The organism is Pseudomonas sp. LB3P81 (assembly GCF_054897965.1).
Window position 1 is genome coordinate 5200507 of sequence record NZ_JBUBVG010000001.1, and the last position, 21033, is coordinate 5221539.

The 21033-nt window shown below is 59.5% G+C and carries 21 protein-coding genes and 1 pseudogene; 6 read left to right on the forward strand and 16 right to left on the reverse strand.

Features of this window, described 5'->3' with window-relative positions:
- Positions 1 to 67: 67 nt before the first annotated feature.
- The 6 genes from dsbG to ACYZTL_RS24220 form a co-directional block, all read right to left on the reverse strand.
- Positions 68 to 838: a thiol:disulfide interchange protein DsbG gene (gene dsbG, locus ACYZTL_RS24195; RefSeq protein WP_461953844.1), complete on the reverse strand. Its 771-nt coding sequence runs from the start codon at positions 836 to 838 to the stop codon at positions 68 to 70.
- Entirely contained in the window at positions 814 to 1680 is an 867-nt protein-coding gene (locus tag ACYZTL_RS24200; RefSeq protein WP_461953845.1) for a TlpA family protein disulfide reductase, read from the reverse strand. Before ACYZTL_RS24200 ends, dsbG begins: the two co-directional genes overlap by 25 nt.
- Positions 1680 to 3416 carry a protein-disulfide reductase DsbD gene (gene dsbD / locus ACYZTL_RS24205; protein WP_461953846.1) on the reverse strand — a complete coding sequence of 579 codons (1737 nt, stop codon included), beginning with the start codon at positions 3414 to 3416 and terminating at the stop codon, positions 1680 to 1682. Before dsbD ends, ACYZTL_RS24200 begins: the two co-directional genes overlap by 1 nt.
- Positions 3417 to 3565: 149 nt before the next feature.
- On the reverse strand, positions 3566 to 4519 hold the full coding sequence (locus ACYZTL_RS24210; RefSeq protein WP_461953847.1) for an SEL1-like repeat protein: 954 nt from the start codon (positions 4517 to 4519) through the stop codon (positions 3566 to 3568).
- Between the two features lie 272 nt (positions 4520 to 4791).
- Complete coding sequence (locus ACYZTL_RS24215) at positions 4792 to 5484, reverse strand: hypothetical protein (RefSeq protein WP_461953848.1); 693 nt, start codon at positions 5482 to 5484, stop codon at positions 4792 to 4794.
- Between the two features lie 133 nt (positions 5485 to 5617).
- Positions 5618 to 6340: a hypothetical protein gene (locus tag ACYZTL_RS24220; protein ID WP_461953849.1), complete on the reverse strand. Its 723-nt coding sequence runs from the start codon at positions 6338 to 6340 to the stop codon at positions 5618 to 5620.
- A 270-nt stretch (positions 6341 to 6610) separates the two neighbouring features.
- Here ACYZTL_RS24220 and ACYZTL_RS24225 point away from each other — a divergent pair, with 270 nt between their 5' ends.
- From ACYZTL_RS24225 to ACYZTL_RS24245, 5 genes are all read left to right on the forward strand, one after another.
- On the forward strand, positions 6611 to 7294 hold the full coding sequence (locus ACYZTL_RS24225) for a response regulator (RefSeq protein WP_461953850.1): 684 nt from the start codon (positions 6611 to 6613) through the stop codon (positions 7292 to 7294).
- On the forward strand, positions 7291 to 8616 hold the full coding sequence (locus tag ACYZTL_RS24230) for an ATP-binding protein (protein WP_461953851.1): 1326 nt from the start codon (positions 7291 to 7293) through the stop codon (positions 8614 to 8616). Before ACYZTL_RS24225 ends, ACYZTL_RS24230 begins: the two co-directional genes overlap by 4 nt.
- Positions 8617 to 8835: 219 nt before the next feature.
- Positions 8836 to 9321 (forward strand): GNAT family N-acetyltransferase, encoded by a 486-nt coding sequence (locus ACYZTL_RS24235; RefSeq protein ID WP_461953852.1) that lies wholly within the window; start codon positions 8836 to 8838, stop codon positions 9319 to 9321.
- A gap of 77 nt (positions 9322 to 9398) precedes the next feature.
- Positions 9399 to 10811, forward strand: a complete 1413-nt coding sequence (locus ACYZTL_RS24240) for a diaminobutyrate--2-oxoglutarate transaminase (RefSeq protein ID WP_461953853.1) — start codon at positions 9399 to 9401, stop codon at positions 10809 to 10811.
- An 81-nt stretch (positions 10812 to 10892) separates the two neighbouring features.
- Complete coding sequence (locus ACYZTL_RS24245) at positions 10893 to 11120, forward strand: MbtH family protein (protein WP_008033724.1); 228 nt, start codon at positions 10893 to 10895, stop codon at positions 11118 to 11120.
- Between the two features lie 196 nt (positions 11121 to 11316).
- Here ACYZTL_RS24245 and ACYZTL_RS24250 read toward each other — a convergent pair whose 3' ends face one another.
- The 10 genes and pseudogenes from ACYZTL_RS24250 to ACYZTL_RS24295 form a co-directional block, all read right to left on the reverse strand.
- A complete protein-coding gene (locus tag ACYZTL_RS24250) occupies positions 11317 to 12219 on the reverse strand; it encodes a metal ABC transporter substrate-binding protein (protein WP_461953854.1) in 903 nt (300 codons plus the stop codon).
- On the reverse strand, positions 12220 to 13119 hold the full coding sequence (locus ACYZTL_RS24255) for a metal ABC transporter permease (RefSeq protein WP_461953855.1): 900 nt from the start codon (positions 13117 to 13119) through the stop codon (positions 12220 to 12222).
- Positions 13119 to 13979 carry a metal ABC transporter ATP-binding protein gene (locus ACYZTL_RS24260; RefSeq protein ID WP_461953856.1) on the reverse strand — a complete coding sequence of 287 codons (861 nt, stop codon included), beginning with the start codon at positions 13977 to 13979 and terminating at the stop codon, positions 13119 to 13121. Before ACYZTL_RS24260 ends, ACYZTL_RS24255 begins: the two co-directional genes overlap by 1 nt.
- On the reverse strand, positions 13976 to 14902 hold the full coding sequence (locus tag ACYZTL_RS24265; RefSeq protein ID WP_461953857.1) for a metal ABC transporter substrate-binding protein: 927 nt from the start codon (positions 14900 to 14902) through the stop codon (positions 13976 to 13978). The genes ACYZTL_RS24260 and ACYZTL_RS24265 overlap by 4 nt, the downstream gene beginning before the upstream one ends.
- Before the next feature lie 35 nt (positions 14903 to 14937).
- Entirely contained in the window at positions 14938 to 15510 is a 573-nt protein-coding gene (locus ACYZTL_RS24270; protein WP_461953858.1) for a DUF6162 family protein, read from the reverse strand.
- Positions 15507 to 15836, reverse strand: coding sequence for a hypothetical protein (locus tag ACYZTL_RS24275; protein WP_008032642.1), 330 nt, complete (start codon positions 15834 to 15836; stop codon positions 15507 to 15509). The genes ACYZTL_RS24270 and ACYZTL_RS24275 overlap by 4 nt, the downstream gene beginning before the upstream one ends.
- Positions 15833 to 16375: a thiamine pyrophosphate-binding protein gene (locus tag ACYZTL_RS24280; protein WP_461953859.1), complete on the reverse strand. Its 543-nt coding sequence runs from the start codon at positions 16373 to 16375 to the stop codon at positions 15833 to 15835. Before ACYZTL_RS24280 ends, ACYZTL_RS24275 begins: the two co-directional genes overlap by 4 nt.
- Entirely contained in the window at positions 16372 to 17574 is a 1203-nt protein-coding gene (locus ACYZTL_RS24285; protein WP_461953860.1) for a PepSY-associated TM helix domain-containing protein, read from the reverse strand. Before ACYZTL_RS24285 ends, ACYZTL_RS24280 begins: the two co-directional genes overlap by 4 nt.
- A 343-nt stretch (positions 17575 to 17917) precedes the next feature.
- Positions 17918 to 18793 (reverse strand): annotated as a pseudogene (locus ACYZTL_RS24290) (alpha/beta fold hydrolase).
- Positions 18794 to 19031: 238 nt separating this feature from the next.
- Positions 19032 to 19490: a VOC family protein gene (locus ACYZTL_RS24295; RefSeq protein ID WP_461953861.1), complete on the reverse strand. Its 459-nt coding sequence runs from the start codon at positions 19488 to 19490 to the stop codon at positions 19032 to 19034.
- Between the two features lie 327 nt (positions 19491 to 19817).
- Here ACYZTL_RS24295 and ACYZTL_RS24300 point away from each other — a divergent pair, with 327 nt between their 5' ends.
- The gene (locus ACYZTL_RS24300; protein ID WP_461953862.1) at positions 19818 to 21032 is read left to right on the forward strand and encodes an SfnB family sulfur acquisition oxidoreductase; all 1215 of its coding nucleotides are present in this window, start codon (positions 19818 to 19820) and stop codon (positions 21030 to 21032) included.
- The last annotated feature ends 1 nt before the right edge of the window (position 21033 follow it).

Consider the following 21033-nt stretch of genomic DNA (forward strand, 5'->3'; position numbering starts at 1 on the left):
ACGGTCAAATGTGGGAGCGGGCTTGCTCGCGAAGGCGTCATTGAGGTCACTAAACCTCTGAAAGAAACTACTTTGGCCCGAGAATCTTCACCAACTTCTCCGGCGAAGGCGCGCCTTGCTGTTGTTGCAACTCGCCTTTGTCGTCCATATAGAAAATCGCCGGCGTTGCCTGCAACTCCAGGTCTTCCATCAACGTCATGTTCGCCGCCAGTTTCGCCTGAATCGCCGGCGGTACGTCTTTCAGCGCCTTGAGTGTACTGGCCTTGCCGGCACCTTCGTGGTCTTGCAGGGCTTTCTGCGGATCCTTGGCCGCCAGCAGCGCCGCAGATTTGCCCGGACTGTCCTCACGAATGATGCCGACCATGATGTGCCGCAACTGCACCTTGCCGGCTTTCACCCATGGTCGCGCCTGTTCCCAGAACATGTTGCAGTAAGGGCAGTTGGGATCGCTGAACAGGTACACCACGCGCGGCGCGTCCTTGTTGCCGTCACCAATCCAGTTGCTGGCTTCCATCTTGCCCCAGACTTCCTTGGCCATCGGCGCGTAAACCAGTTTCTGCAAGGGCGCGCTGCTCAGGTCATTGCCGTCGGCGTCGTACAAATTGCCCAACAACACATGTTTGCCATCCTGTGTCAGGTACAGTGCCATGCCACGGTTCTGGTACTGCGCGGCATAACCTCGAAGACCATCGGGTGCGTCGAACTGGCCGACAATTTTGGCACCCTTGGCTTCGATCTTTTTGATCGCCTCGGGCAGCTCTTCAGCGGCCTGCACCGACGGCAGGTGCAGCAGGGCGGCGCCCAGGGTCAGCGTCAGCAGGTGGCGGAGGCGGGGCATGGCAGTTTCCTTGACGAGGTGGAAGGTGTGGCCGGATTCGGGGTATCGAAGTTTTCCAGGGCGCGAGCCAGGCTGGCTTCTGACAGCTCGCCCAAGTGGCTGCCCAACAGACGACCGTCGGGGCTATAGAACAACGTAGTCGGCAACGCCATCGAACCGACGGCCTGGCCCAACCGGCCACTGCCGTCGAACAGCACGTTGGACAGACTCAGGCCCTGGGTTTCCAGAAAGGTGCTGACGCTTTGCATGCTTTCGGCCTGATTGACGAACAGAAAGGTCAGGTCCGGGCGATGTTGCTGGGCATTTTCCAGTACCGGCATTTCCCGACGGCACGGCGGGCACCAGGTGGCCCAGAGATTGATCACCAACGGGCCTCCTTTGTAGTCCGCCAGTTGCACAGTTTCGCCGGCGGCATTGCGCAGGGCAATCTCCGGCAGGCGCGTGCCTTGTTCGTAAATCGTCAGCGAGAAGGTGGCCAGCAACCAGAATGCCAGGCCGCTGCCCACGCCGAAGCCCAACGGACGACGCAAGCCCGGGCGACGCCAGCCGCGATACAACGCGGCGAGCAGCAACACGATTACCCCGGGCAATGCGAGGAAACCGCCGTCGCGCAAGTCGATGACTTGCCACGGATCATTGCGGTAATGCGCCCAGTAGAGCGCCACGAAACTGATCCGGGCGGCCAGCATGCCGATCAGGAACAGGCTGAACAGCGCCGACTCGGGATTCTCGCCACCGCGCTTGGCCGCCCGCCAGCCGACAAACGTCGCCAGCGCCAAGGCGCTGATCAGCAGCAGGTGGTTAAGCGCGATGGCAAACGTGCCGAGGGTAAAAGTCAGCATTAACGGGCGTCTCGGGTATGGGTCCAGCGTTGCAGGAAGGTGTCGGCATCGACCTCGCCGGTGATGCGCTGGCCGCGACGCTCTTCGCCGTCGGCGCCGATCCACAGAAAACTCGGTGGCCCCGGCACTTTATAGCGGCCGAGCAGTTCGCGGCTGGCGGTATTGTCGGCGGTCACGTCCAACCGTAGCAAGCGCACATCGCTCAAGGCGTCGAGGACACGGGGTTGGCCGAAGACCTGTTTTTCCATGACCTTGCACGACACGCACCAGTCGGCGTAGTAGTCCAGCAGCACCCATTGGCCCTGAGTCCGCGCCGCGTTGAGTTCCCGTTGCAGAGCGGCCGGGTCCTTGATCGTGGTGAAGGCGTCGTGGCCGACCGGGCGGGCGACATTGCCCGCATTTGCAGCGCTATAGACCTGCAGCGGTTTCAACAGGTCATCACTGCCGCCCGCCGCACCGATCATCAACAGACTGCCCCACACGCCGAGCAGCAATGAGCTGGCACCGAACAGATGCGCGACGCGCCCGAAGCCTTCCGACTGTTTCCAGGCGCTGTAGGCGGCAATCAGCAACAACGCACCGCACAGACCGATCCACAACGATTCATCCAGCACCGGCCGCAACATCAGCAGCGCAGTGGCAAGAAACAAGAAACCGAACACGCCTTTGAGCAGGTTCATCCAGGCGCCGGGTTTGGGCAGAAAGCGATTACCGACAGTCACCAGCAACAGCAGCGGCACACCGATGCCGATGCCCATGGCGAACAGAATCAACCCGCCGTGCAGCGCATTGCCGCTTTGCGCGATGTAGAGCAGGGCGCCCGCCAGCGGGGCGGTCATGCACGGACCGACCAGCAAACCGGACAACGCGCCCAGTACACCCGCGCCGATCAGGCTGCCACCGCGTTGATTGCGCGAAACGTTTTCCAGCCGATCACGCACCGCCACCGGCAGTTGCAACTCGAAGAAACCGAACATCGGCAACGCCAGCAGCACAAACACCGCGGCGAAACTGCCCAGCAACCAGGGATTCTGTAACAGTGCTTGAAGGTTCGCGCCGAGGAGCGCGGCGACAACACCCATCGCCGCATACACCAGTGCCATGCTCACGACGTAGCTGGTGGCCAGCGCAAAACCGCGTTTGAGCGTGGCACCGCTGCCCACGATCAAACCGGCGAGAATCGGCAGCATCGGCAACGAGCAGGGGGTGAAGGCCAGCAGCAGGCCCAAACCGAAGAACACCAGCAGGCTCCAGCCCAGCGCCCGTTGTTGCAGGCTGCTGGCCAGGGCTTGATCCGGTGCTTCGTAGGTCGAGGATCCGATCGCATTGCCGCCCAGATCCACCACCTGGGTTTGCGGTGGATAACACAGGCCTGCATCGGCACAGCCCTGGAAGCCGACCTTGATCTGGCCTGTTGCGCCGGCCGGAATCTTCAATTCCAGACCCTGACGATAAACCTGCTGTTCGCCGAAGAACTCATCGCTGTGAGATTCGCCCTCGGGCAATACGGGCTGGTGGTCGGCGGACAAACCATCGAACTTCAGGCGTTTCTGATAAAGGTAATAACCGTCGGTGATCTGCCAAAAGAGCTGTGTTTCACCTGATTCGAGGCGCTCGGACGTAAAGACAAACGCCTTTTCCACCGGCAAGAACTCAGGTTTGATATCGAACGGATTAGTCCCTGCCTGGGCCACACCCGAGATCAAGAGAACAAAAAACAAAAACAGACGACGCATGGGTAAGCCTTATCCCTGTGCAGATGAGGTGCACAATGGGAGGCGGCGATTAACCGGTGATTAACCGCGCGCCTCTGTCTGCGTGATCAGTGTCGTTCGGAACTACGGTAGTAGTTCGGGTACGGCAAGGAGAGAGTCACCTGGTCGGATCAGGCAACGTCGTTGAAAGTCAGTCTGAATTCGGACATTGGAGGATGAGACATCTCCCATTGTTTTGCGAAGGCTTTACCGGCGGTGATTTGGACCGGGGTCATATCCTCGGCGATAGCCTCAAGGTTCTCACTCGCTTCGGCGTGTCGACGAAACTCTCGCGTGGTTTCGCTGACCAGCCAGATCAAGCCATAACCTTTGACCAGGTCTTTCGTGGTTCCGTATTGGGTATCGACGCCGTCGTCATCTGCGTATACACCGCCGAGTGCATAACCGTATTCCAACACCCCATTGACGTCACTGAGCGCTGCGCGTTTTTCCATCCACTGGCGCCTGACAGGAAGATTCACGCTGACAGGGGGACGGTTTGCGTACCAGTGGATCGCTTTCGAAAAACCGGCAACCGCGGCGGTTTGCAACAGTGTATCGATGGTTGCTCGACGTAATGAACTGTCGGCAATCAGCGTTTGGTCCTTGTCATATTTAACCGCAAGGATGTACTTGCCCTCCATGGAACCGGCGTCCGCGGCTTTTTTCAATGTTTCGATTTTTTGATCCAGTTCGTACAACTCAAGCATGGCTTCAGAATCGCCTTTGTCGGCTTTTGCCTGTGCCAGTTCCTTGGCTTTTTTGAGTGAGCCGGCATCTGCCAGTCGTAACAGGGCGTAAACGTGATCCTGGGCGCCAGCCAGTAGATACCATTTTCTTGCTTCTTCGGTCACGCTACCTGCCTTACGCCTTGCTATTTCTCCCAGCGCGTATTGCGAGGCACTGTCGCCCGAGGTGGCGCCAATCGTCAGATAAACTTTCGCTTGGTCAAACTCGCCGAGGTTATACAAAGCCAAGCCTTTGGTGATCGGTTCTTTCGTCTGGTCTTTGATTCGGGACACTTGTCCGTTCAGGGTTGTACAGAGATTGAATAGGATGCTTAAAGCGCTTGCATGGGAATACATGATGAATACCTGTTTTAGGGTGGATTGGATTGATTGTTGCCCGATCCAGACTATTGAACAGTGCACCCCTATGTGCGGTATATATGTATTGCGTTGATGAAATTCCATACTCGGATCAAGGGGGGGCAAAAAACAAACAGACGATGCGTAACCTTATTCCTGTGCAGGTGAGGTGCACAGTGGCGGGCGGCGATTAACCGATGATTAACCGCGCCTGTAAACGGATCTCGAGCCCATGCGATTCGATTCCTGTCTAGCGGAGTCGACGGGTCTCAGTTGCGCAGCAGTCCCGGCCAAGTGCCGTCGTTCACGTCGTGTGGCTCACGGGCCACATAGCCGTGAAAAATGTTATAGACCACATACTGATTGTTGGTCAGGAAAATGTACCAGAGGCTGTTGTTAAAAGTCTGGTCATATTGCGCAGCTGTAATGATGCGGCCCTTAAAGCGCTCCAGGCCAAATTCCGGTCTGTAATGACCTATGCGTTTTAGGGTTTTTTCTTTGTAATCAAATTGTATTAAGCTTCCATCGTTCAAAATAAATCTGAAGATAAAAGTGGATGAATAGCTTTCCCACCACGTTCCAGCAACAATTTTTCCAAAGTAAGGCAGAATCGGCGACCAAGGTGTGTGTTTGATCGCGGATTTCGAAATGACTTTGTCAGTGTCCTGATTGTATTCGCAAACCATTGGCGTATCACCGTCAGCGTAGAATAGGTATGACACATCTACATCAGTGTCAAATATACCGATGTTAAGCCCCGTGACAGTAAATCCAAAACGCAGGTCTTTGACATGCGGGGCGAAGGTATCCCATCGGCCGTATACAGACGTGGGGTAGCCACCAGGAACTTCGTTGTTTTCGACATTAAAGCGCGAATAAGTTTCGGTGTCCTTGAAGAAGAAGTGAATGGCGTCCTTCCCGGAGCGCCAATCAACTGCAACAAAATTTTTAAGTATTGGCATGTTCGATTCCTTTCGGTTTTCCAAGTTCTAATTTTAATGCAGTGTTTAGTATTGCCTTTATTGCTGAGGTGCGCAGAGAGCAGCGATCAACCGATGATTGACCGCTCTCGGACTGCAAACGATGTAAGTCAATTCAACCGCGGATCAAGCCATTCCAGTGATCGCCAACGTTTTTTACACTCCCGCCTTCCAGACGTTTTCTACTAATATTGTATTTTAGGTATACGTCTCCGGTCATGAAGATATATAGATAGCTGTGATCAAGTAGGTCGCCATCAATCTGTACCGCGGTGATAAATTGGTCTGCATAAGCGGCATACTGTCCCATTCCTGGCCAGGTTGTGTCGTTGATGTCGGTGCTGACAATTTTTTTACTATGCCAGTCAAGGTTCAGGTATTTGCCATTGTTTAAAATGAACCTGAAGATGGTTTCGCCGTTGGATCTGAACGGTCGTTCCCAGAAGGTGCCTGCAATAATATTGTCGAAGTGGGGTAGTAGCATGCTCCATATCGATTCGCTGATAGGCGTGAAACTTACAGGAGCGTCTGAATCCTGATCGTATTCGCACACCATTGGTGTGCTTTCATCGTAGTAAAACAACCAAAGAATATCAGCGTCCCATTCAAGCCTGTTGGTGCCAACTATTCGGTCCGTGGAGAATCCGAAGCGCAAATTTTTTGCGTGCTTGTGGAATGCCCCCCAGTTGTCTTGGTTTATCGCAGCGGGATGATCAGCTGGAACCTCGTTTTCACTGTTGTTGTATCGTGAGTAGGTATTGGTGTCTTTGAAGAAGAAATAACAGCGATCTCTTCCCGAGCGCCAGTCGACGGCGACGAAGTTATTTAGTTTTGACATTATTGCTTCCTGTCGGTTTGAGAGACCTTTTTTATTGCTAGAGAAAAGGTCTTCCGTTTTGTTAGTGGGTTTGCTGTGTTGTGGGATACATCGTATGTTTTCTTATTGGTTTTTTTATAGTGGTTGAGTGTTTCTGTTTGAAACTAAGTGGAGTAAATGTATTTGGTCTGAATCTCGAAAAAAGCCGTGCTGTTCGTTGATCTTTGCCTTTGGCATAATTGCGCCTTAATCCTCACCTGCTTGACTCGCATTTTTACTCATGGAGTGCCCATGCACGTATTGGTTTGCGAAGACGACGAGTTGATCGCCAGCGGCATCGTTGCCGGCCTGACCGCTCAGGGACTGACGGTTGAGCATGTCAACACGGCCTCAAAAGCCCGGGCGATGCTGAAAGTGGCGGAGTTCGACGTGATGGTGCTCGACCTCGGTCTGCCCGATGAAGACGGTCTGAAGCTGTTGCAGCAGCTGCGCCACAGCGGTCTGGAAATCCCGGTGCTGATCCTCACCGCGCGGGATTCGGTCACTGACCGCGTCGATGGTTTGCAGGCCGGCGCTGACGATTACCTGCTCAAACCGTTCGACTTGCGCGAACTCGCCGCACGCCTGCACACCTTATTGCGGCGTGTGGCGGGGCGTAGCGTCAACCTGATCGAACACGGCCGGCTGACGTATGACCCGAGCAGCCGGGAAACCATGCTCGGCGGTCAACCGATAGACCTTTCCCGTCGCGAACAGTCGCTGTTGCAAGCCTTGCTGCATAACCGTGGCCGAGTGCTGTCCACTGAGCAATTGAAAGACAGCGTCTACGGTTTCAACGACGAACTGGAAAGCAACGCCCTCAACGTGCATATCCATCACCTGCGGCGCAAACTCGGCAACGGGATTGTCGAAACCGTGCGCGGCCTGGGCTATCGCCTGGGGCCGGCCGATGGTGCAGAGGAATTGAAAAAGTGATGAGCCTGCGTTTGCGCCTGAGCCTGACACTCGGCGCTGCTTTTGCGCTGATCTGGGCCCTGGCGGCAGCCTGGATGCTCAGCGACCTGCGCAACCAGATGATGTTTTCCCTCGACCAGCGGCTGGTGGCGTCAGCGCGCATGGTCGCTGGCCTGATGGAGCAATTGCCGGCATTGCCGACCAAGGGCGAGGGCACCCATTTCAGCGCGGAACAACTGAACATTCCGGGCGGCATGGCGTGCCAGGTCAGCTCGCTGCGCGGCGAAATCCTCGCCCGCAGTCACACCGATCCGCAACAAACCCTGGAAGCCGAGAAAATGGGCTTCCACGACCAGATGATCGACGGCGCGCCGTGGCGAAGCTTTACTCTGGCCCGTGGCGATCTGCGCATCACCACCGCTGATCGGCAGATCGAGCGTGAAGCGCTGAACATGTCGATCCTGCTGGCGGCCTCGGTGCCGGTCGGCGTGGCGTTGCTCGGTTGCCTGTGCCTGCTCTGGCTGGGCATCGGCCAGGGACTGGCGCCGCTGAACCGCATGCGCGATGCCTTGATGCGACGCAGCGCCGACTCGCTGGAACCCTTGCAGATCCAGCCGTTGCCCAGTGAATTGCAACCGTTGCTGGATACCCAGAACCAGTTGTTTCAGCGCATTGGCAAGACCATCGAGCGCGAACGCCGGCTGACCGGTGACGCGGCCCACGAACTGCGCAGCCCGCTGACGGCGATCAAGACCCACCTGCAAGTGGCGCGCATGACCGACGGTGCAGCGCGGGATCAATCTCTGGCCCGGGCTGAAGAGGGCGCCGACCGCCTGCACCGCACCCTTGAACAATTGCTATTGCTGGCGCGGGTCGAAGGCAGTCTGTCGTTCGATGACGGCGTGCAATGCAGCGCCGAGCAAGTGGCGAAACTGGCGATTCAGGACGCGGCCAGCGGTGATCGTCAGCGGATCAAATTCAAGGTGCCGCCGAAGATCTCCCACGCGCCGGTGCAAATGCCTGCCGTGCTGTCGATTGCCGCGCTGCGCAATCTGCTGGACAACGCCCTGCGGCATACGCCGAACGAGGGACCCGTGGAACTGAGCCTGGAAACCACCGGCAACCGCGTACAGTTCGTGGTGCGCGACCATGGCCCGGGCATTGCCGAAGACGATCTGCAGCACCTGACCCAACGTTTCTGGCGCAACGGCCAGAGCACCGGCTGCGGGCTGGGCCTGGCGATTGTTCAGGCGATTGTTCAGCGGTGTGGCTGCACGCTGCATTTCGACAGCCGGCCGGATGGGTTACGGGTTGAGTTGAGCATGCCGTTGCAACCCATCTAACCAACACCCCCAATCCCAATGTGGGAGCGGGCTTGCTCGCGAAGGCGATTTAACATTCAACATACATGTTGACTGGCAGTCCGCTTTCGCGAGCAAGCCCGCTCCCACATTTGGTTTTGTGTTGCACATTAAATGTAACCTCTCTCCATTGGCGTTCCTGTCCTCACCAGCGCTATCGTCCCCGACAGCTTTTTCTCAATGGATTGAGGTAACAGCGCCATGGATGCACCTTTACTCATCTGCAAGGCAACCCCCGCCGACGCCGGTATCATCAGCCGGATCGTCGAGCGTTCGATCCGCGTCGGCTGTGCGCTCGACCACCGCAACGACCCGCGAACCGTCGCCACCTGGACTCACAACAAAACCGTCCACCACATTCAGCCGTGGTTGAGCGACCCACGGTTGTACCTGAATATCGCTCTGTTGCAGGACAAACCGGTGGGCGTTGCGATGGCGGCGGTCAGTGGCAAGGTCGCGTTCTGTTACGTGCAACCGGAGTGGTTCCGGCGCGGTGCAGGGCAGGCACTGGTACACGACCTCGAAAGCTGGTTGATGGACAAGGGCTTGGCCAAGGCCCGACTCAACAGCACCCGAACCAGCGAAGCCTTTTACCGTCATCTGGGTTATCAGCCCTGCGCCGAAACCTTCACCGTCGCCGGGCTCTACGCCATCCCCATGCACAAGGCGCTGACGCCACCTTCATAGAAAGCTGATCAAGGGTCTAAATCCTCGGCGCGCTGATGCGTTTCCAGAACAGGAAAACCTTATTGAGGGGTCGAGAGATGTCAGTCGCTACCAGCCTTATGGAAGATCAGTCGGCCCGGATCACTCCGGCGCCGGCCGAGACGCTGTATCAGTTCAACGAATCGCCGTTGCTGGCACGCCAGAGTCAGCAGGAATCGAATGCCCGCAGCTACCCGCGACGCATTCCCCTGGCCCTCAAGCGTGCCAAGGGCATTTATGTCGAAGACGTCGAAGGCCGCCGTTTCATTGACTGCCTGGCCGGCGCCGGGACACTGGCCCTGGGGCATAACCATCCGGTGGTGATCGAAGCGATCCAGCAAGTGCTGACCGATGAACTGCCGCTGCACACCCTCGACCTGACCACCCCGGTCAAGGACCAGTTCGTCCAGGACCTGTTCGGTCTGCTGCCGCCGGCGCTCGCCGCTGAAGCAAAGATCCAGTTTTGCGGCCCGACCGGTACCGACGCGGTGGAAGCCGCGCTGAAACTGGTGCGCACCGCCACCGGGCGCAGCACCGTGCTGTCGTTCCAGGGCGGTTATCACGGCATGAGCCAGGGCGCGTTGAGCCTGATGGGCAGCCTGGGGCCGAAAAACCCCTTGGGCGCGCTACTCAGCAGCGGCGTGCAGTTCATGCCGTATCCGTACGATTACCGCTGCCCGTTTGGTCTCGGTGGTGCGCAGGGCGTGCAGGTCAACCTCAACTATCTCGACAATTTGCTGAACGATCCCGAGGCCGGCGTGCAATTGCCAGCCGCGGTGATCGTGGAAGTCGTGCAGGGCGAGGGCGGGGTGATCCCGGCTGACCTTGACTGGTTGCGCGGCGTGCGGCGCATCACCGAGAAGGCGGGCGTGGCGCTGATCGTCGACGAAATCCAGAGCGGTTTTGCTCGCACCGGCAAGATGTTCGCTTTCGAACACGCCGGGATCATTCCGGACGTGGTGGTGATGTCCAAAGCCATCGGCGGCAGCCTGCCGCTGGCGGTGGTGGTGTATCGCGACTGGCTCGACACCTGGCTGCCGGGTGCCCATGCCGGCACTTTCCGCGGCAATCAAATGGCGATGGCAGCGGGCTCGGCGGTGATGCGTTATCTGCTCGAACACAAGGTGTGCGAGCACGCTGCTGCCATGGGCGACCGCTTGAGCGAACACCTGCGCATCTTGCAGCGGGACTTCCCGCAACTGGGCGATATTCGCGGTCGCGGTTTGATGCTGGGTGTGGAGTTGGTCGATCCGACTGGCGCGCTGGATGCTCAGGGGCACCCGCCGATTTTTGCTCGTCTGGCGCCGTTGGTGCAGCGTGAATGCCTCAAGCGTGGGCTGATTCTTGAACTGGGCGGCCGTCATGGCGGCGTGGTGCGTTTCCTGCCGCCACTGGTGATCACCGCCGCGGAAATCGATCGGGTCGCGGAGATTTTCGGCCGGGCGATGGCCGCTGCCACCGCCAGCCTCTAAATTTTCCGGGCCCCGGAACGTTCTTTCTACATAACCGCTGCGCACGCAGTGCAGCCCACCTTACAGCGATGGAGAGACACCATGACGTCAGTATTCGACCGCGAGGACATCCTCTTTCAGGTCGTGGTCAACCATGAAGAGCAATACTCGATCTGGCCCGACTACAAAGCCGTGCCGGAAGGCTGGCGCACCGTGGGCAAGAGCGGCCTGAAAAAGGAATGCCTGGCTTACATCGAAGAAACCTGGACGGACATGCGTCCGTTGAGCCTGCGCAAGAAGATGGAAGAGCAGGCGGCTGTGGCTCACTAAAGTTTTCGAGCAAAGAAAAGCCCGCTGAACCGGTAAGGTCAGCGGGCTTTTTTGCGTCTGGACGATTTTTCGCCTGGCAGGGGACTTGTAGGAGCGAGCCTGCTCGCGAAAAACCTCCGGACACTGCGTTCATTCAGACAGCACGCGTTATCGTTGGCGTCCTTCGCGAGCAGGCTCGCTCCCACAGGGATTCGTGTCACGCGCCGCTCAACCCCTTGATCACCAAATCCACATTCCCTTCCAGCTCGGCCACCGGATCCGCCGCATCCACACTCAAAATGACTAACCGGCTTCCAGCCTCGGCAATCACCGCTTTCACCGCATCCGACGGCTGTCGGTGATGCAACACCAGCGCCACGCCATTGTCCTTCAGCGTCGCGCCCAATTGCTTCAACGCTTCTGGCGTCCACTCGGTATCCGGCCGCGCATCGAGGTCGATCAGTTCCAGATTGAGTCCGCCAATCAGATAGCCAAAGTGATCGCTGAGGCTCATCACGCTCAGGTTGTCGGCACTGGCCAGCCGCGCTTCGCTGTAGGCACTGAACTTGAGCAAGCGCTGCTTGAGCGCTGCCAGGTTGGCCTCGATTTTCGGCTTGGCCTCCGGCGCCAGACGCACCAGATCCGCCGCCATCACATCTGCCATGCGCCCCATGTTGTTGCTGGAAAACCACGGCTGACTGTTCAAACCATCGACCTTGTTGCCCGGTTGCACGGCGATGCCGGGCAGGGCACCGTCCACCGGGCGCGCGGCATCGACTTCGACGATGCGTATGTTGCTGCGCCGGGAGATCGGGTACAGCGGATCATCCGCCCACAGCGAACGCAGGCCGATCACCGCATCGGCGTCGGTCGCCAGTTTCGCCAATGCCGGCGCACCCCGCCCGGTGAAATAAGCAGTCTGTCGGCTGCCAGGCAGATTCGCCGGCGCCGCACGTTCAAGATTGACGTTAGTGCCCTTGAGCAGCACTTCGCCCAGACCGTAAGTGATCGGCAGGGACGCCAGCACATGCAGCGGTTTGGCGCTGTCCGCCGCAAACGAGGTATTGACCAGCCCGCAGAGGGCGACGGCCAGGGTCAGTTGACGCAGAGAAAATGACATTTATCCGAGGTTCCCTTTCAGACTTGGGACGACGCCACGCGCAATGGCGGCGAGGGCGAAGGCGATACCGGCCACCAGAATGATCGCGGCGCCGGACGGGATAGGCAGGTCGAAGACAATCGGCGCAAGGATCCCGCACAGCGTGCTGACCGTAGCGATCAGCACCGAGCACCAGAAGAAACCCTTCAACGATTGGCTGAGCAAGCGCGCCGCCGCCGCCGGAATCACCAACAGGGCGCCGACCAGAATCGCGCCGATGACTTTCACTGCCGCCACGGTGATCAGCGTCACCAGGATCACGAACAAGTAATCCAGAGTCTTCACCGCCACACCACGCACCGCCGCCAGTTGCGGGTTGAAACTGGCGAGCATGATGCGGTTGTACAGCGGCAAGGCCAGCGCCATCACCAGCGAACCGACGATGGCCAATACCAGCAAGTCATTGCCGTTGACCGTCAGCACCGAGCCGAACAACACGTTTTCCAGAATGTGCACGTTGATTTTGCCCGCCAGAATCAGCAGCAGACTCGCGCCCAGCGCCAACGACACCGACAGGAACACGCCGATCAACGTATCCGGCGCCAGACCCGTGCGGTTGCGCAGGTAGTTGAGCAAAATGCCAAACAACAGGCAGTAACCGAACAGGCTGCCGTAAGGCCCGGTGTACGGTTCGCCGAGCAGAATGCCGATGGCGACGCCGGTCAATGCCGCGTGTCCCACCGCTTCGGAGAAAAACGCGAAGCGCTTGACCACCACCAGCGTCCCCAAACCGCCCAGCACCGGGCCGATCAGCAAACCGGCGAGCAGCGCGTTGACCACAAATCCGTAGGCCAGCGCTTCAGGCAGATAACCAGAAGATGCCCAACCCTGAACCATCAAACGAATGGCTTCGTAACTCATCAGGCAGCGCTCCGTGGATGGGTGGAAAACAGCGTCAACAATCTTTCGGGCGTCAGTGCCTGTTTCGGCGTGGCATCGAACAACACCCGGCGATTGAGCCCGGTGACGCGATCCGCCAGACGTCCGACCGCTTCCAGATCGTGCTCGATCCACAGCACGGTAATCCCGCTCTGGCGCCAGTCACCCAGCAACCGTTCAAACACCTGGATGCCCGCCTCATCGAGGGCCGACATCGGCTCGTCGAGCACCAGCAACTGCGGCGCCGGAATCAGCCCCTGCGCGAGCAACACGCGCTGACGCTCGCCACCGGACAACGCGCCCATGCGCCGTTTGCGTTTGTCCTGCATGCCGACCCGTTCCAGCGCTTCGCCAATCGCCGCCGCGTAATGCTTGCTCAAACCTAGAAACGCCGGACGCCGCTGACACATCGCGGCCATGAAATCGTCGACGGTCATCGGCAAGCCGCGATCAAACTCCAGGGCTTGCGGCACGTAGCCGATGTTGCCGGGCTCGCCCGGCCATTGCTGGCTCAAGCGACCCTGATGCGGCATCTGCCCGAGCAGGGTCTTGATCAGCGAACTCTTGCCGCCACCGTTGGGGCCGACCAGCGCATGCACGCTGCCGGGCTGGACCTGGAAGGTCACCTTGTCGAGAATCGTCGTGCGGCCCAGCGTCAGGCTGACCTCCGCAAAATCCAGCGTCGGCCCGGTACTTTGTGGGAGCGGGCTTGCTCGCGAATGCGGTGTGTCATTTAAAGATGATGTTGACTGGCTGGACGCCTTCGCGAGCAAGTCGAATCGTCGCACCGCCGCTCCCACAGGGGATTCGGAGTTGGGGGTGATGATTTCTTTAGCCGTCATGCGCCAGACTCCTGGATCGCCCGGACCACGGTGTTGAGGTTGCCGGTCATTTCCTTTTCGTATTTGTCGGCGGTGTATTCGCCATAGGAAATGTGTGACAGCGGGTAAAGCTTCACCCCGGATTCACGCTGGATGGTGTCGACGTAGGTGGACGGGAAATCCATCTCCGAGAAGATCACTTTCACGTCCAGTTCGCGCAGTTGATCAATGGTCTTTTTCAACTGGCTCGGGCTCGGTTCGATGCCATGCGCCGGCTCGACTACAGCTGTCACTTCGAGGCCGAATTCACGCAGCAGGTAGTCGTAAGCTGCGTGAACCGTGGCCACCCGCAGTTCGGCATTCGGCGCCTGGGTCAGTTGCGCCAGGGCGTCGGCGCGCATCTGCCGCAGGCGTTTGCCGTAGGCGCGAGCGTTTTGGGTGTAGGTCTTGGCGTTCGTCGGGTCGAGCTTGCCCAATTCCCGGGCGATGTTGTTGACCTGGGCGATGGACGCGCTGATCGACAGGAAGGTGTGCGGGTTCACGACCTTGCCGGCACCGCGAGCGGCGACACCGGTGGCGGCCAGCAGCGGTACGTTTTCGTTGGCTTCGATCACCGGTACGTTCGGCGTTTCGCTGGCAGCGATCATACGGTCGGCGAAGTCGTCATGACCGACGCCATTGAGCACGATCACGTCCAGCCCGCTGATGCGCTTGATGTCTTCGGCGCGAGGTTCGTAGGCATGCGGGTTGAAACCGGCGGGAATCAGCGGCACCACTTCGGCCTTGTCGCCTACGATGTTGGCCACGTAGCTGTAATAAGGGTGCAGGGTGATGCCGATGCGCAGGCGCTTGGCTTCGTCGGCGCTGGCCAGTGGCGTCAGCAGCAAGGCAAGCAGGCCGACCAGCAGCGGGCGCAAGAAAGAATGTTGAGATGAAATAGGCATGGGAAAGCGGTCTTCTCTCGGGTGAAGGCGAGGGTTCAGTGCCGGTGCTGGCGGGTCACGCCGGCATCGAATTGCGCGACGATCTGCTGCCAGCCGGCGCTTTCGAGCGCGGCGTCGGCCATGTCGGTCGGGGCCTTGAGGTCGGCGGCACGGTTGAGCCAGATGTCCGGGGCATCATCGTCAGCGGTCAGGCGCATCAGAAACGAACCGGCCACTGAGGGCGTCTGGCTCTGACCGAAGTAACCCTTGGCGTCGAGCAATTGCCAGGCATGAGCGCCACGGCTGACGGAACTGGCGTCCTGGGCGAACGGCGCAAAACCCTCGTCGGCGAGGGCTTTAGGTGTCGGCAGGGTTTGCTGTTCCTGACGCAGCAGGTGAATCTCGTCCAGCGTCACCCGCAGGTCGGCATAGATGCCTTGCTCGGAGGCGCTCAGGTCGCGGCGGGCATCCAGTTGATGGCTGCTGACGTGACTGGTTTCCCGGGACTCATGGCGCCAGGCGACCACCGAGCCGGCGACCGCCAGGATCATCAGGCACAACAGCAGCACATACAGGGTTTCATGGCCGGCACCGGCCGGGCGGACGACGTGCGTAGTAGGCGTACTCATGGGGCTTGGATGTCCGCTTGGTCGATCTCGACGACGTGGCCGGGACCGGCGTCGAACAGCACGTAGAACTCGGCACTGGGTTTCTTGAAGGTCAGTTTGGAGTCGGCACCGAGCTTGCCCGGCACCAGGATGGTTTCGTCGTAGCCGATCACATCCAGGGTCACGCCCGGTGCGCCGCTGCCGTCGGAAAAACCGCCGGTGCACTGGATCTGCTCGGCGTCGATGGCCTTGCACTCGCACATCGGGTTGTGGGCCAGGGCGCTGGCGCTGAAACCGGCGCATAGCACCAGCAAAACAGCGTGGAGAGGGCGAAATGCGTTGCTCATGGTTTGCCTCCTTGTTTGTTCAGCCACTCAAGGGTGGCGGGGGATGCCTGGCTCAGGGGAATGGACGCTTGGTGCATCGCGCCGTCCCAACCTTCCATGGTGATCCACAGCTCGGCGTCGGCCCTGGTTTTTTCCGGAATCGGCAGCATCGCGCCCATGCGGTAAGGCGTGCCAAAGAAAATTACCCCGGCGGCGCGCAGGCTGCGGGGTTTGCCGATACGCAGATAAGTGGCCTTGACCTGCTCGCGGCAGCTGTCGCACAACGCCGCATTGAAGCTCTTCATGTAGCCGGCCGGGCCATCGAGCCGCGGTGCTTCGTTGCGGAATTCCGCCAGGCGCAGGCTCCACGGCCCGACCTGAACTTCACCGATTTCCCGCTCACCCAGACCGGTGTCCCCACGAAACAGGGCGGCATCGGCGAAGTATTTAGGCATGAAGCCCAGCGGCACCAGCAACAGCAGGACGTTGATGTGGAAGCGCCATTTGTGCCAGAAGCGGCTCAGTCTGGACCCCGGTTTTTCGGCGGCGAACAGGCTCATTGGCTGACCTCCGTGGTGGCGCGGCTCGTGGCTTGAGCGGCATCGGCAGCGCGAGGACGTTTGTTGCTGCGCTTGAGGGCATTAGCGGTGGCCAACGCAGTGCGCTTGGTCCAGATCAGCAGGCCGCTGAGGACCATCATGCTCAGGAGCAGGCCGAAGAAGAACCAGATCAGCTTGATCCAGATCCCGCCGAAATCACCGGTGTGCAGCGGACGCATCGATTCGGTCACCAGCTCCAGGCCCGAGCGGTCCGAGAGCAGGCGGGTGACGGCGACGTCGCCGGTGTACGGGTTGATCTCGGCAGTCTGGAACATCAGCGGATACCAACTGCGGCCGCCCACCGAGAGGTAACTGTAGGCATTGGCGGGCAGGCTGATGAAGCTGTCTTCGAGGCCGGGAATGCGTGCCTTCGCTTCACGGATCGCCGTTTCCAGGCTGATCATCGGCGCTGGCGAGCCATCGGCGGTGAGGGGCACGCTTTCCCGCGGGACCACTGGCGCCACTGGGGCGGTGGAAATCGTAATCTGGTTATCGAACATGAACGCTTCGATCAGGAACCAGGTGCTGGTAACGGAAATCACCGCGATGAACCAGATCGACCAGATGCCGCTGAGGCGGTGAAAGTCGCCCCAGAAAATCCGTGCACCGTGACGTATGCGCAGGGTCGGCCGGAAGAAACCTTTCCAGAAGCGCTTGTAGACCACCAGCCCGGTAATCAGCGAAGCCAGCAGCGGCAGGCTGAGAAACGACACCAGGTACCAGCCCCAGCTGTAGCCATTGGTGAACGGCACCAGCCACCAACCGTGCAAGGCGCGGGTAAAGGCCCTGAAGTTGAATTGCGGAGCCGTGCCCTGGATCACGCCGCTGTACGGGTTGACGTAGACCACCACCGAGCGGCCGTCGGGGTAGGTGACTTCCACGTCCAGGGCGAAATGCGTTTCGTCAGGTCGGCTGATGCTCTCGACCAGGATCTGCGGTTCGGCCTGCTTGATCGCGGCAATGAGCTGGTCATAGCTCAACAGCGGCGCATCGTCGGCGGGTTGGCTGGCGCGCATCTGCGGGTTGGCCAGCCAGACGATTTCCTGACTGATCACCGCCAGCGTGCCGGTCACACAGACGATCAGCACAAAAAACCAGATGGGCAGTGCCAGCCAGCTATGGACCAGGAACCAGAGTTTTGAACGGGATTTCTTCGACATGATTAAAGTCTTGTATCGATGAGAGGGCCTCTGCTGCGGGCTTCCCAGCGTGGGGTCCATGAAAAGTACGGTCGTGGCTTTTGCCTACGCGAACCGACTGCATCTTTATAAGACGAATGAGAATCAGAAATCCCGAACCGGGATATGAAAGTAAATGTTTCGCGTTCCCGTGAGCGAAAAAACCTTGTGGGAGCGGGCTTGCTCGCGAAAGCGGTGTGTCAGTCAAAGAAAATGTCGACTGACACACCGCTTTCGTCGGAACGCCGCCCGGAGCAAGCCCGCTCCCACAGTTTTTTTGCGTTGACCCCGACTACACCGACAACCCCGCAGTGCGCTGCGGGTGTCAGCGCAGGAACGCCAGCGCTTCGGCAAACAGCATTTCGGGGGCTTCTTCGGCGATGTAATGACCGGCGGGCAGCGCTTTGCCGCGCACGTCGGTGGCCACCTGTTGCCATTCCCTGAGCGGTTCGAAGCAGCGCCCGACCGTGCCTTCGGCGCCCCACAACACCAGCAATGGCAGATTCAGATGACGGCCGGCGTCGAGGTCGGCGCGGTCGTGCTCCAGGTCGATGCTGGCGCTGGCGCGGTAATCCTCGCAGATCCCGCGCGCAGTGCCCGGCAGTTTCAGGCAGCGCAGGTATTCGCCAAACGCTTCGGCGGTGAAGGGTTTGAGTCCGGCACTGCGACTGCCCATCACGCTGCGCAAATAGGATTCGGGGTCGGCTTCGATCAGGTTTTCCGGTAACGGCGCGGGGCGGATCAGGAAGAACCAGTGCCAGTAGGCGCGGGCAAAGGCCTCGTTGGTTTGCGCGTACATCGACAGCGTGGGGGCGATGTCGAGCAGTACCATTCGCTGCACGGCTGCCGGATGATCCAGCGCCAGGCGATGGGCCACACGGGCGCCGCGGTCGTGGGCCAGCACCGAGAATTGGTCGAAGCCCAGGGACTTCATCAACTCGACACCGTCCCTGGCCATTTCGCGTTTGGAATAATTTGTGTGGTGATCGTTGGCCGGCGGTTTGCCGCTGTCGCCCTAACCGCGCAGGTCGGCGGCGATCACGGTGAAGTGCTCGGCCAGTTGTTCGGCGACCTTGTGCCAGATGACATGGGTCTGCGGGTGGCCATGCAGCAACAGCAGGCCCGGGCCGCTGCCGCCGATGCGGTAGGCAATGTCGACACCGTTGACGTGGCGCTGGTCTTTGAGGAATCCGGCGAACATGGAGGTCTCCTTGTTGTAGTTGCCTGCATCCTGAAAGTGTTGAGCGGCTACGGCAAGGCGCAAAGCGTGGTGGGCTTGTTCATGAAGTGTGTTTGAGGGATGTGTGGTGTTGCTGATGGCCTCTTCGCGGGCAAGCCCGCTCCCACAGGTTTTGTGTCGTTCGCAACATTTTCATACAACACAAAACCCTGTGGGAGCGGGCTTGCCCGCGAAGAGGCCAGATCAGGCACCGAAGATCTCAACCCTGCTGAAACATCTCCTTGGCCCGCTGCTCAATCTGCTCCTGGGTCAAATCCTCCTTGCGCGTGGCCAGAAACCACAAATGCCCATACGGATCCTTCAAGGTTCCCGAGCGGTCGCCATAAAACTGATCCTTGACCTCGGACACCACCGTGCCGCCGGCCGCAATTGCCTGCTTATAAGACTTGTCCACATCGTTCACATACAGGTGCAAGCCCACGGACGGTGACGTGTCCGGATTGCTCAACGGCCCCTGATCGCACGGCGTGCCAAGCATGATCGGGCAATCGCCGATGCGCAGTTCGGCGTGGCCGATGCTGCCGTCGGGCATGGACAGGCGCATGACTTCAGTGGCTCCGAAGGCTTTCTTGTAGAACTCGATGGCTTCCGCCGCTTTCTGGATGCCCAGATACGGGGTGATGCTGTGATAACCCTCTGGAATGGGTTTGACGCTCATGACGGTTCTCCCTGATTTTGTTATGGGATAAAAATGTCGCGAGCGTACAAATATAGTAGGAGCTGCCGAAGGCTGCGATCTTTTGACTCTGGCGTCGGCGAGACCGACGAAAATCAAGATCAAAAGATCGCAGCCTCCGGCAGCTCCTACAGGGTGTAAGGCATAACAACGCCACTGTTCAGCAATCAACAGCAAAGCAGCAGAATGCTCGGGTTGCGCCTCTTCAAGTCCTCAAAATAGCCCCGAACAGCCCGAAATCAGGGACTCGGACGCTCAGGCACAGAAGCTGCAATGTCCTCCGGTAAACACTGTTGCCGAGAGACATGTATGCCTGAATCTGCCGTTTATCCGATCAACCCGCCGGCCGCCCATCGGATCACCAATGAAGCCGAGGCCTTACGCGTGGCCGAGCGCGTCGCCGCAGTCTTGCTGGAACAGGACGCCGAGCGCGACCGCAGTCGCGAGGTGCCCGCCGAGATCGTCGACCTGTATTCCAACAGCGGTTTGTGGGGCATCAGCGTGCCGAAGGAATTCGGCGGCGCGCAGGTCTCTTACGCGGTGCTGGCGCAGGTCATCGCGATCATCTCGGCGGCCGATCCGTCCCTCGGGCAAATTCCGCAAAACCACTATTGCCTGCTGGAAGATATCCGCCTGCAAGGCACGCCCGAGCAGCAGGCGCACTTCTTTGGCCTGGCGCTGCAAGGGCATCGCTTCGCCAATGCCCTGTCGGAAACCGGCGGCAAGAACGTGCAGGACATTCAAGCGACCATTCGCCGTTATGGCGACGGCCATGTGATCAACGGCCGCAAGGGTTATTGCACCGGTTCGCTTTACGCCCACTGGCTGGCGGTGCTGGCGCTGGATGAAGAACAGAAGGGCCAGTTGTCCTTCGTCGACCGCGGCACCAAAGGGCTGGTGATCGTCGACGACTGGGACAGCATCGGTCAGCGCACCACCTCCAGCGGCACCGTGCTGGCCGAGGACCTGCACGTCCCGGCATTCAATGTATTCCCGACGTATCGTTCCTATGAAAGCCCGACCTTGGCCGGCCCGTTCGCGCAATTGACCACCGCCGCCATCGACGCTGGGATCGCCCGCGCGGCGCTGCGTGACACTATCGCCTTCGTTCAGCAATTCGCCCGGCCATGGATCGATGCCGGCGTGGAAAAGGCCAGCGAAGATCCGTTGACCATCATTCAGGTCGGCGCTCTGGAGATTCGTCTGGAAGCCGCCGAAGCCTTGCTCGAACGCGCCGGTCGAGCGCTGGATGCGGCACGTCCGGCACCCGATGAAGACAACGTCGCCCAAGCGTCCCTCGCAGTTGCGAAGGCCAAAGTACTGACCACCGAAATCGCCATCGAGGCCAGCAACAAACTGTTCGAACTCGGCGGCACCCGTTCGACCCTGAAGAAGCACAACTTCGACCGTCACTGGCGCAACGCCCGTGTCCACACGTTGCATGATCCGGTGCGCTGGAAGTACCACGTCGTCGGCAACTGGCTGCTCAACGGCGTCAAACCGCCGCGCCACGACTGGTCCTGAT

Bases quoted from the DNA above. Each gene is read 5' to 3' on its own strand.
- dsbG (WP_461953844.1), bottom strand. From the start codon at position 838: ATGCCCCGCCTCCGCCACCTGCTGACGCTGACCCTGGGCGCCGCCCTG.
- ACYZTL_RS24280 (WP_461953859.1), bottom strand. From the start codon at position 16,375: ATGAGCCTGTTCGCCGCCGAAAAACCGGGGTCCAGACTGAGCCGCTTC.
- dsbD (WP_461953846.1), bottom strand. From the start codon at position 3,416: ATGCGTCGTCTGTTTTTGTTTTTTGTTCTCTTGATCTCGGGTGTGGCC.
- ACYZTL_RS24275 (WP_008032642.1), bottom strand. From the start codon at position 15,836: ATGAGCAACGCATTTCGCCCTCTCCACGCTGTTTTGCTGGTGCTATGC.
- ACYZTL_RS24270 (WP_461953858.1), bottom strand. From the start codon at position 15,510: ATGAGTACGCCTACTACGCACGTCGTCCGCCCGGCCGGTGCCGGCCAT.
- ACYZTL_RS24210 (WP_461953847.1), bottom strand. From the start codon at position 4,519: ATGTATTCCCATGCAAGCGCTTTAAGCATCCTATTCAATCTCTGTACA.
- ACYZTL_RS24300 (WP_461953862.1), top strand. From the start codon at position 19,818: ATGCCTGAATCTGCCGTTTATCCGATCAACCCGCCGGCCGCCCATCGG.
- ACYZTL_RS24220 (WP_461953849.1), bottom strand. From the start codon at position 6,340: ATGTCAAAACTAAATAACTTCGTCGCCGTCGACTGGCGCTCGGGAAGA.
- ACYZTL_RS24240 (WP_461953853.1), top strand. From the start codon at position 9,399: ATGTCAGTCGCTACCAGCCTTATGGAAGATCAGTCGGCCCGGATCACT.
- ACYZTL_RS24235 (WP_461953852.1), top strand. From the start codon at position 8,836: ATGGATGCACCTTTACTCATCTGCAAGGCAACCCCCGCCGACGCCGGT.
- ACYZTL_RS24200 (WP_461953845.1), bottom strand. From the start codon at position 1,680: ATGCTGACTTTTACCCTCGGCACGTTTGCCATCGCGCTTAACCACCTG.
- ACYZTL_RS24260 (WP_461953856.1), bottom strand. From the start codon at position 13,979: ATGACGGCTAAAGAAATCATCACCCCCAACTCCGAATCCCCTGTGGGA.
- ACYZTL_RS24255 (WP_461953855.1), bottom strand. From the start codon at position 13,119: ATGAGTTACGAAGCCATTCGTTTGATGGTTCAGGGTTGGGCATCTTCT.
- ACYZTL_RS24245 (WP_008033724.1), top strand. From the start codon at position 10,893: ATGACGTCAGTATTCGACCGCGAGGACATCCTCTTTCAGGTCGTGGTC.
- ACYZTL_RS24250 (WP_461953854.1), bottom strand. From the start codon at position 12,219: ATGTCATTTTCTCTGCGTCAACTGACCCTGGCCGTCGCCCTCTGCGGG.
- ACYZTL_RS24265 (WP_461953857.1), bottom strand. From the start codon at position 14,902: ATGCCTATTTCATCTCAACATTCTTTCTTGCGCCCGCTGCTGGTCGGC.
- ACYZTL_RS24215 (WP_461953848.1), bottom strand. From the start codon at position 5,484: ATGCCAATACTTAAAAATTTTGTTGCAGTTGATTGGCGCTCCGGGAAG.
- ACYZTL_RS24225 (WP_461953850.1), top strand. From the start codon at position 6,611: ATGCACGTATTGGTTTGCGAAGACGACGAGTTGATCGCCAGCGGCATC.
- ACYZTL_RS24295 (WP_461953861.1), bottom strand. From the start codon at position 19,490: ATGAGCGTCAAACCCATTCCAGAGGGTTATCACAGCATCACCCCGTAT.
- ACYZTL_RS24285 (WP_461953860.1), bottom strand. From the start codon at position 17,574: ATGTCGAAGAAATCCCGTTCAAAACTCTGGTTCCTGGTCCATAGCTGG.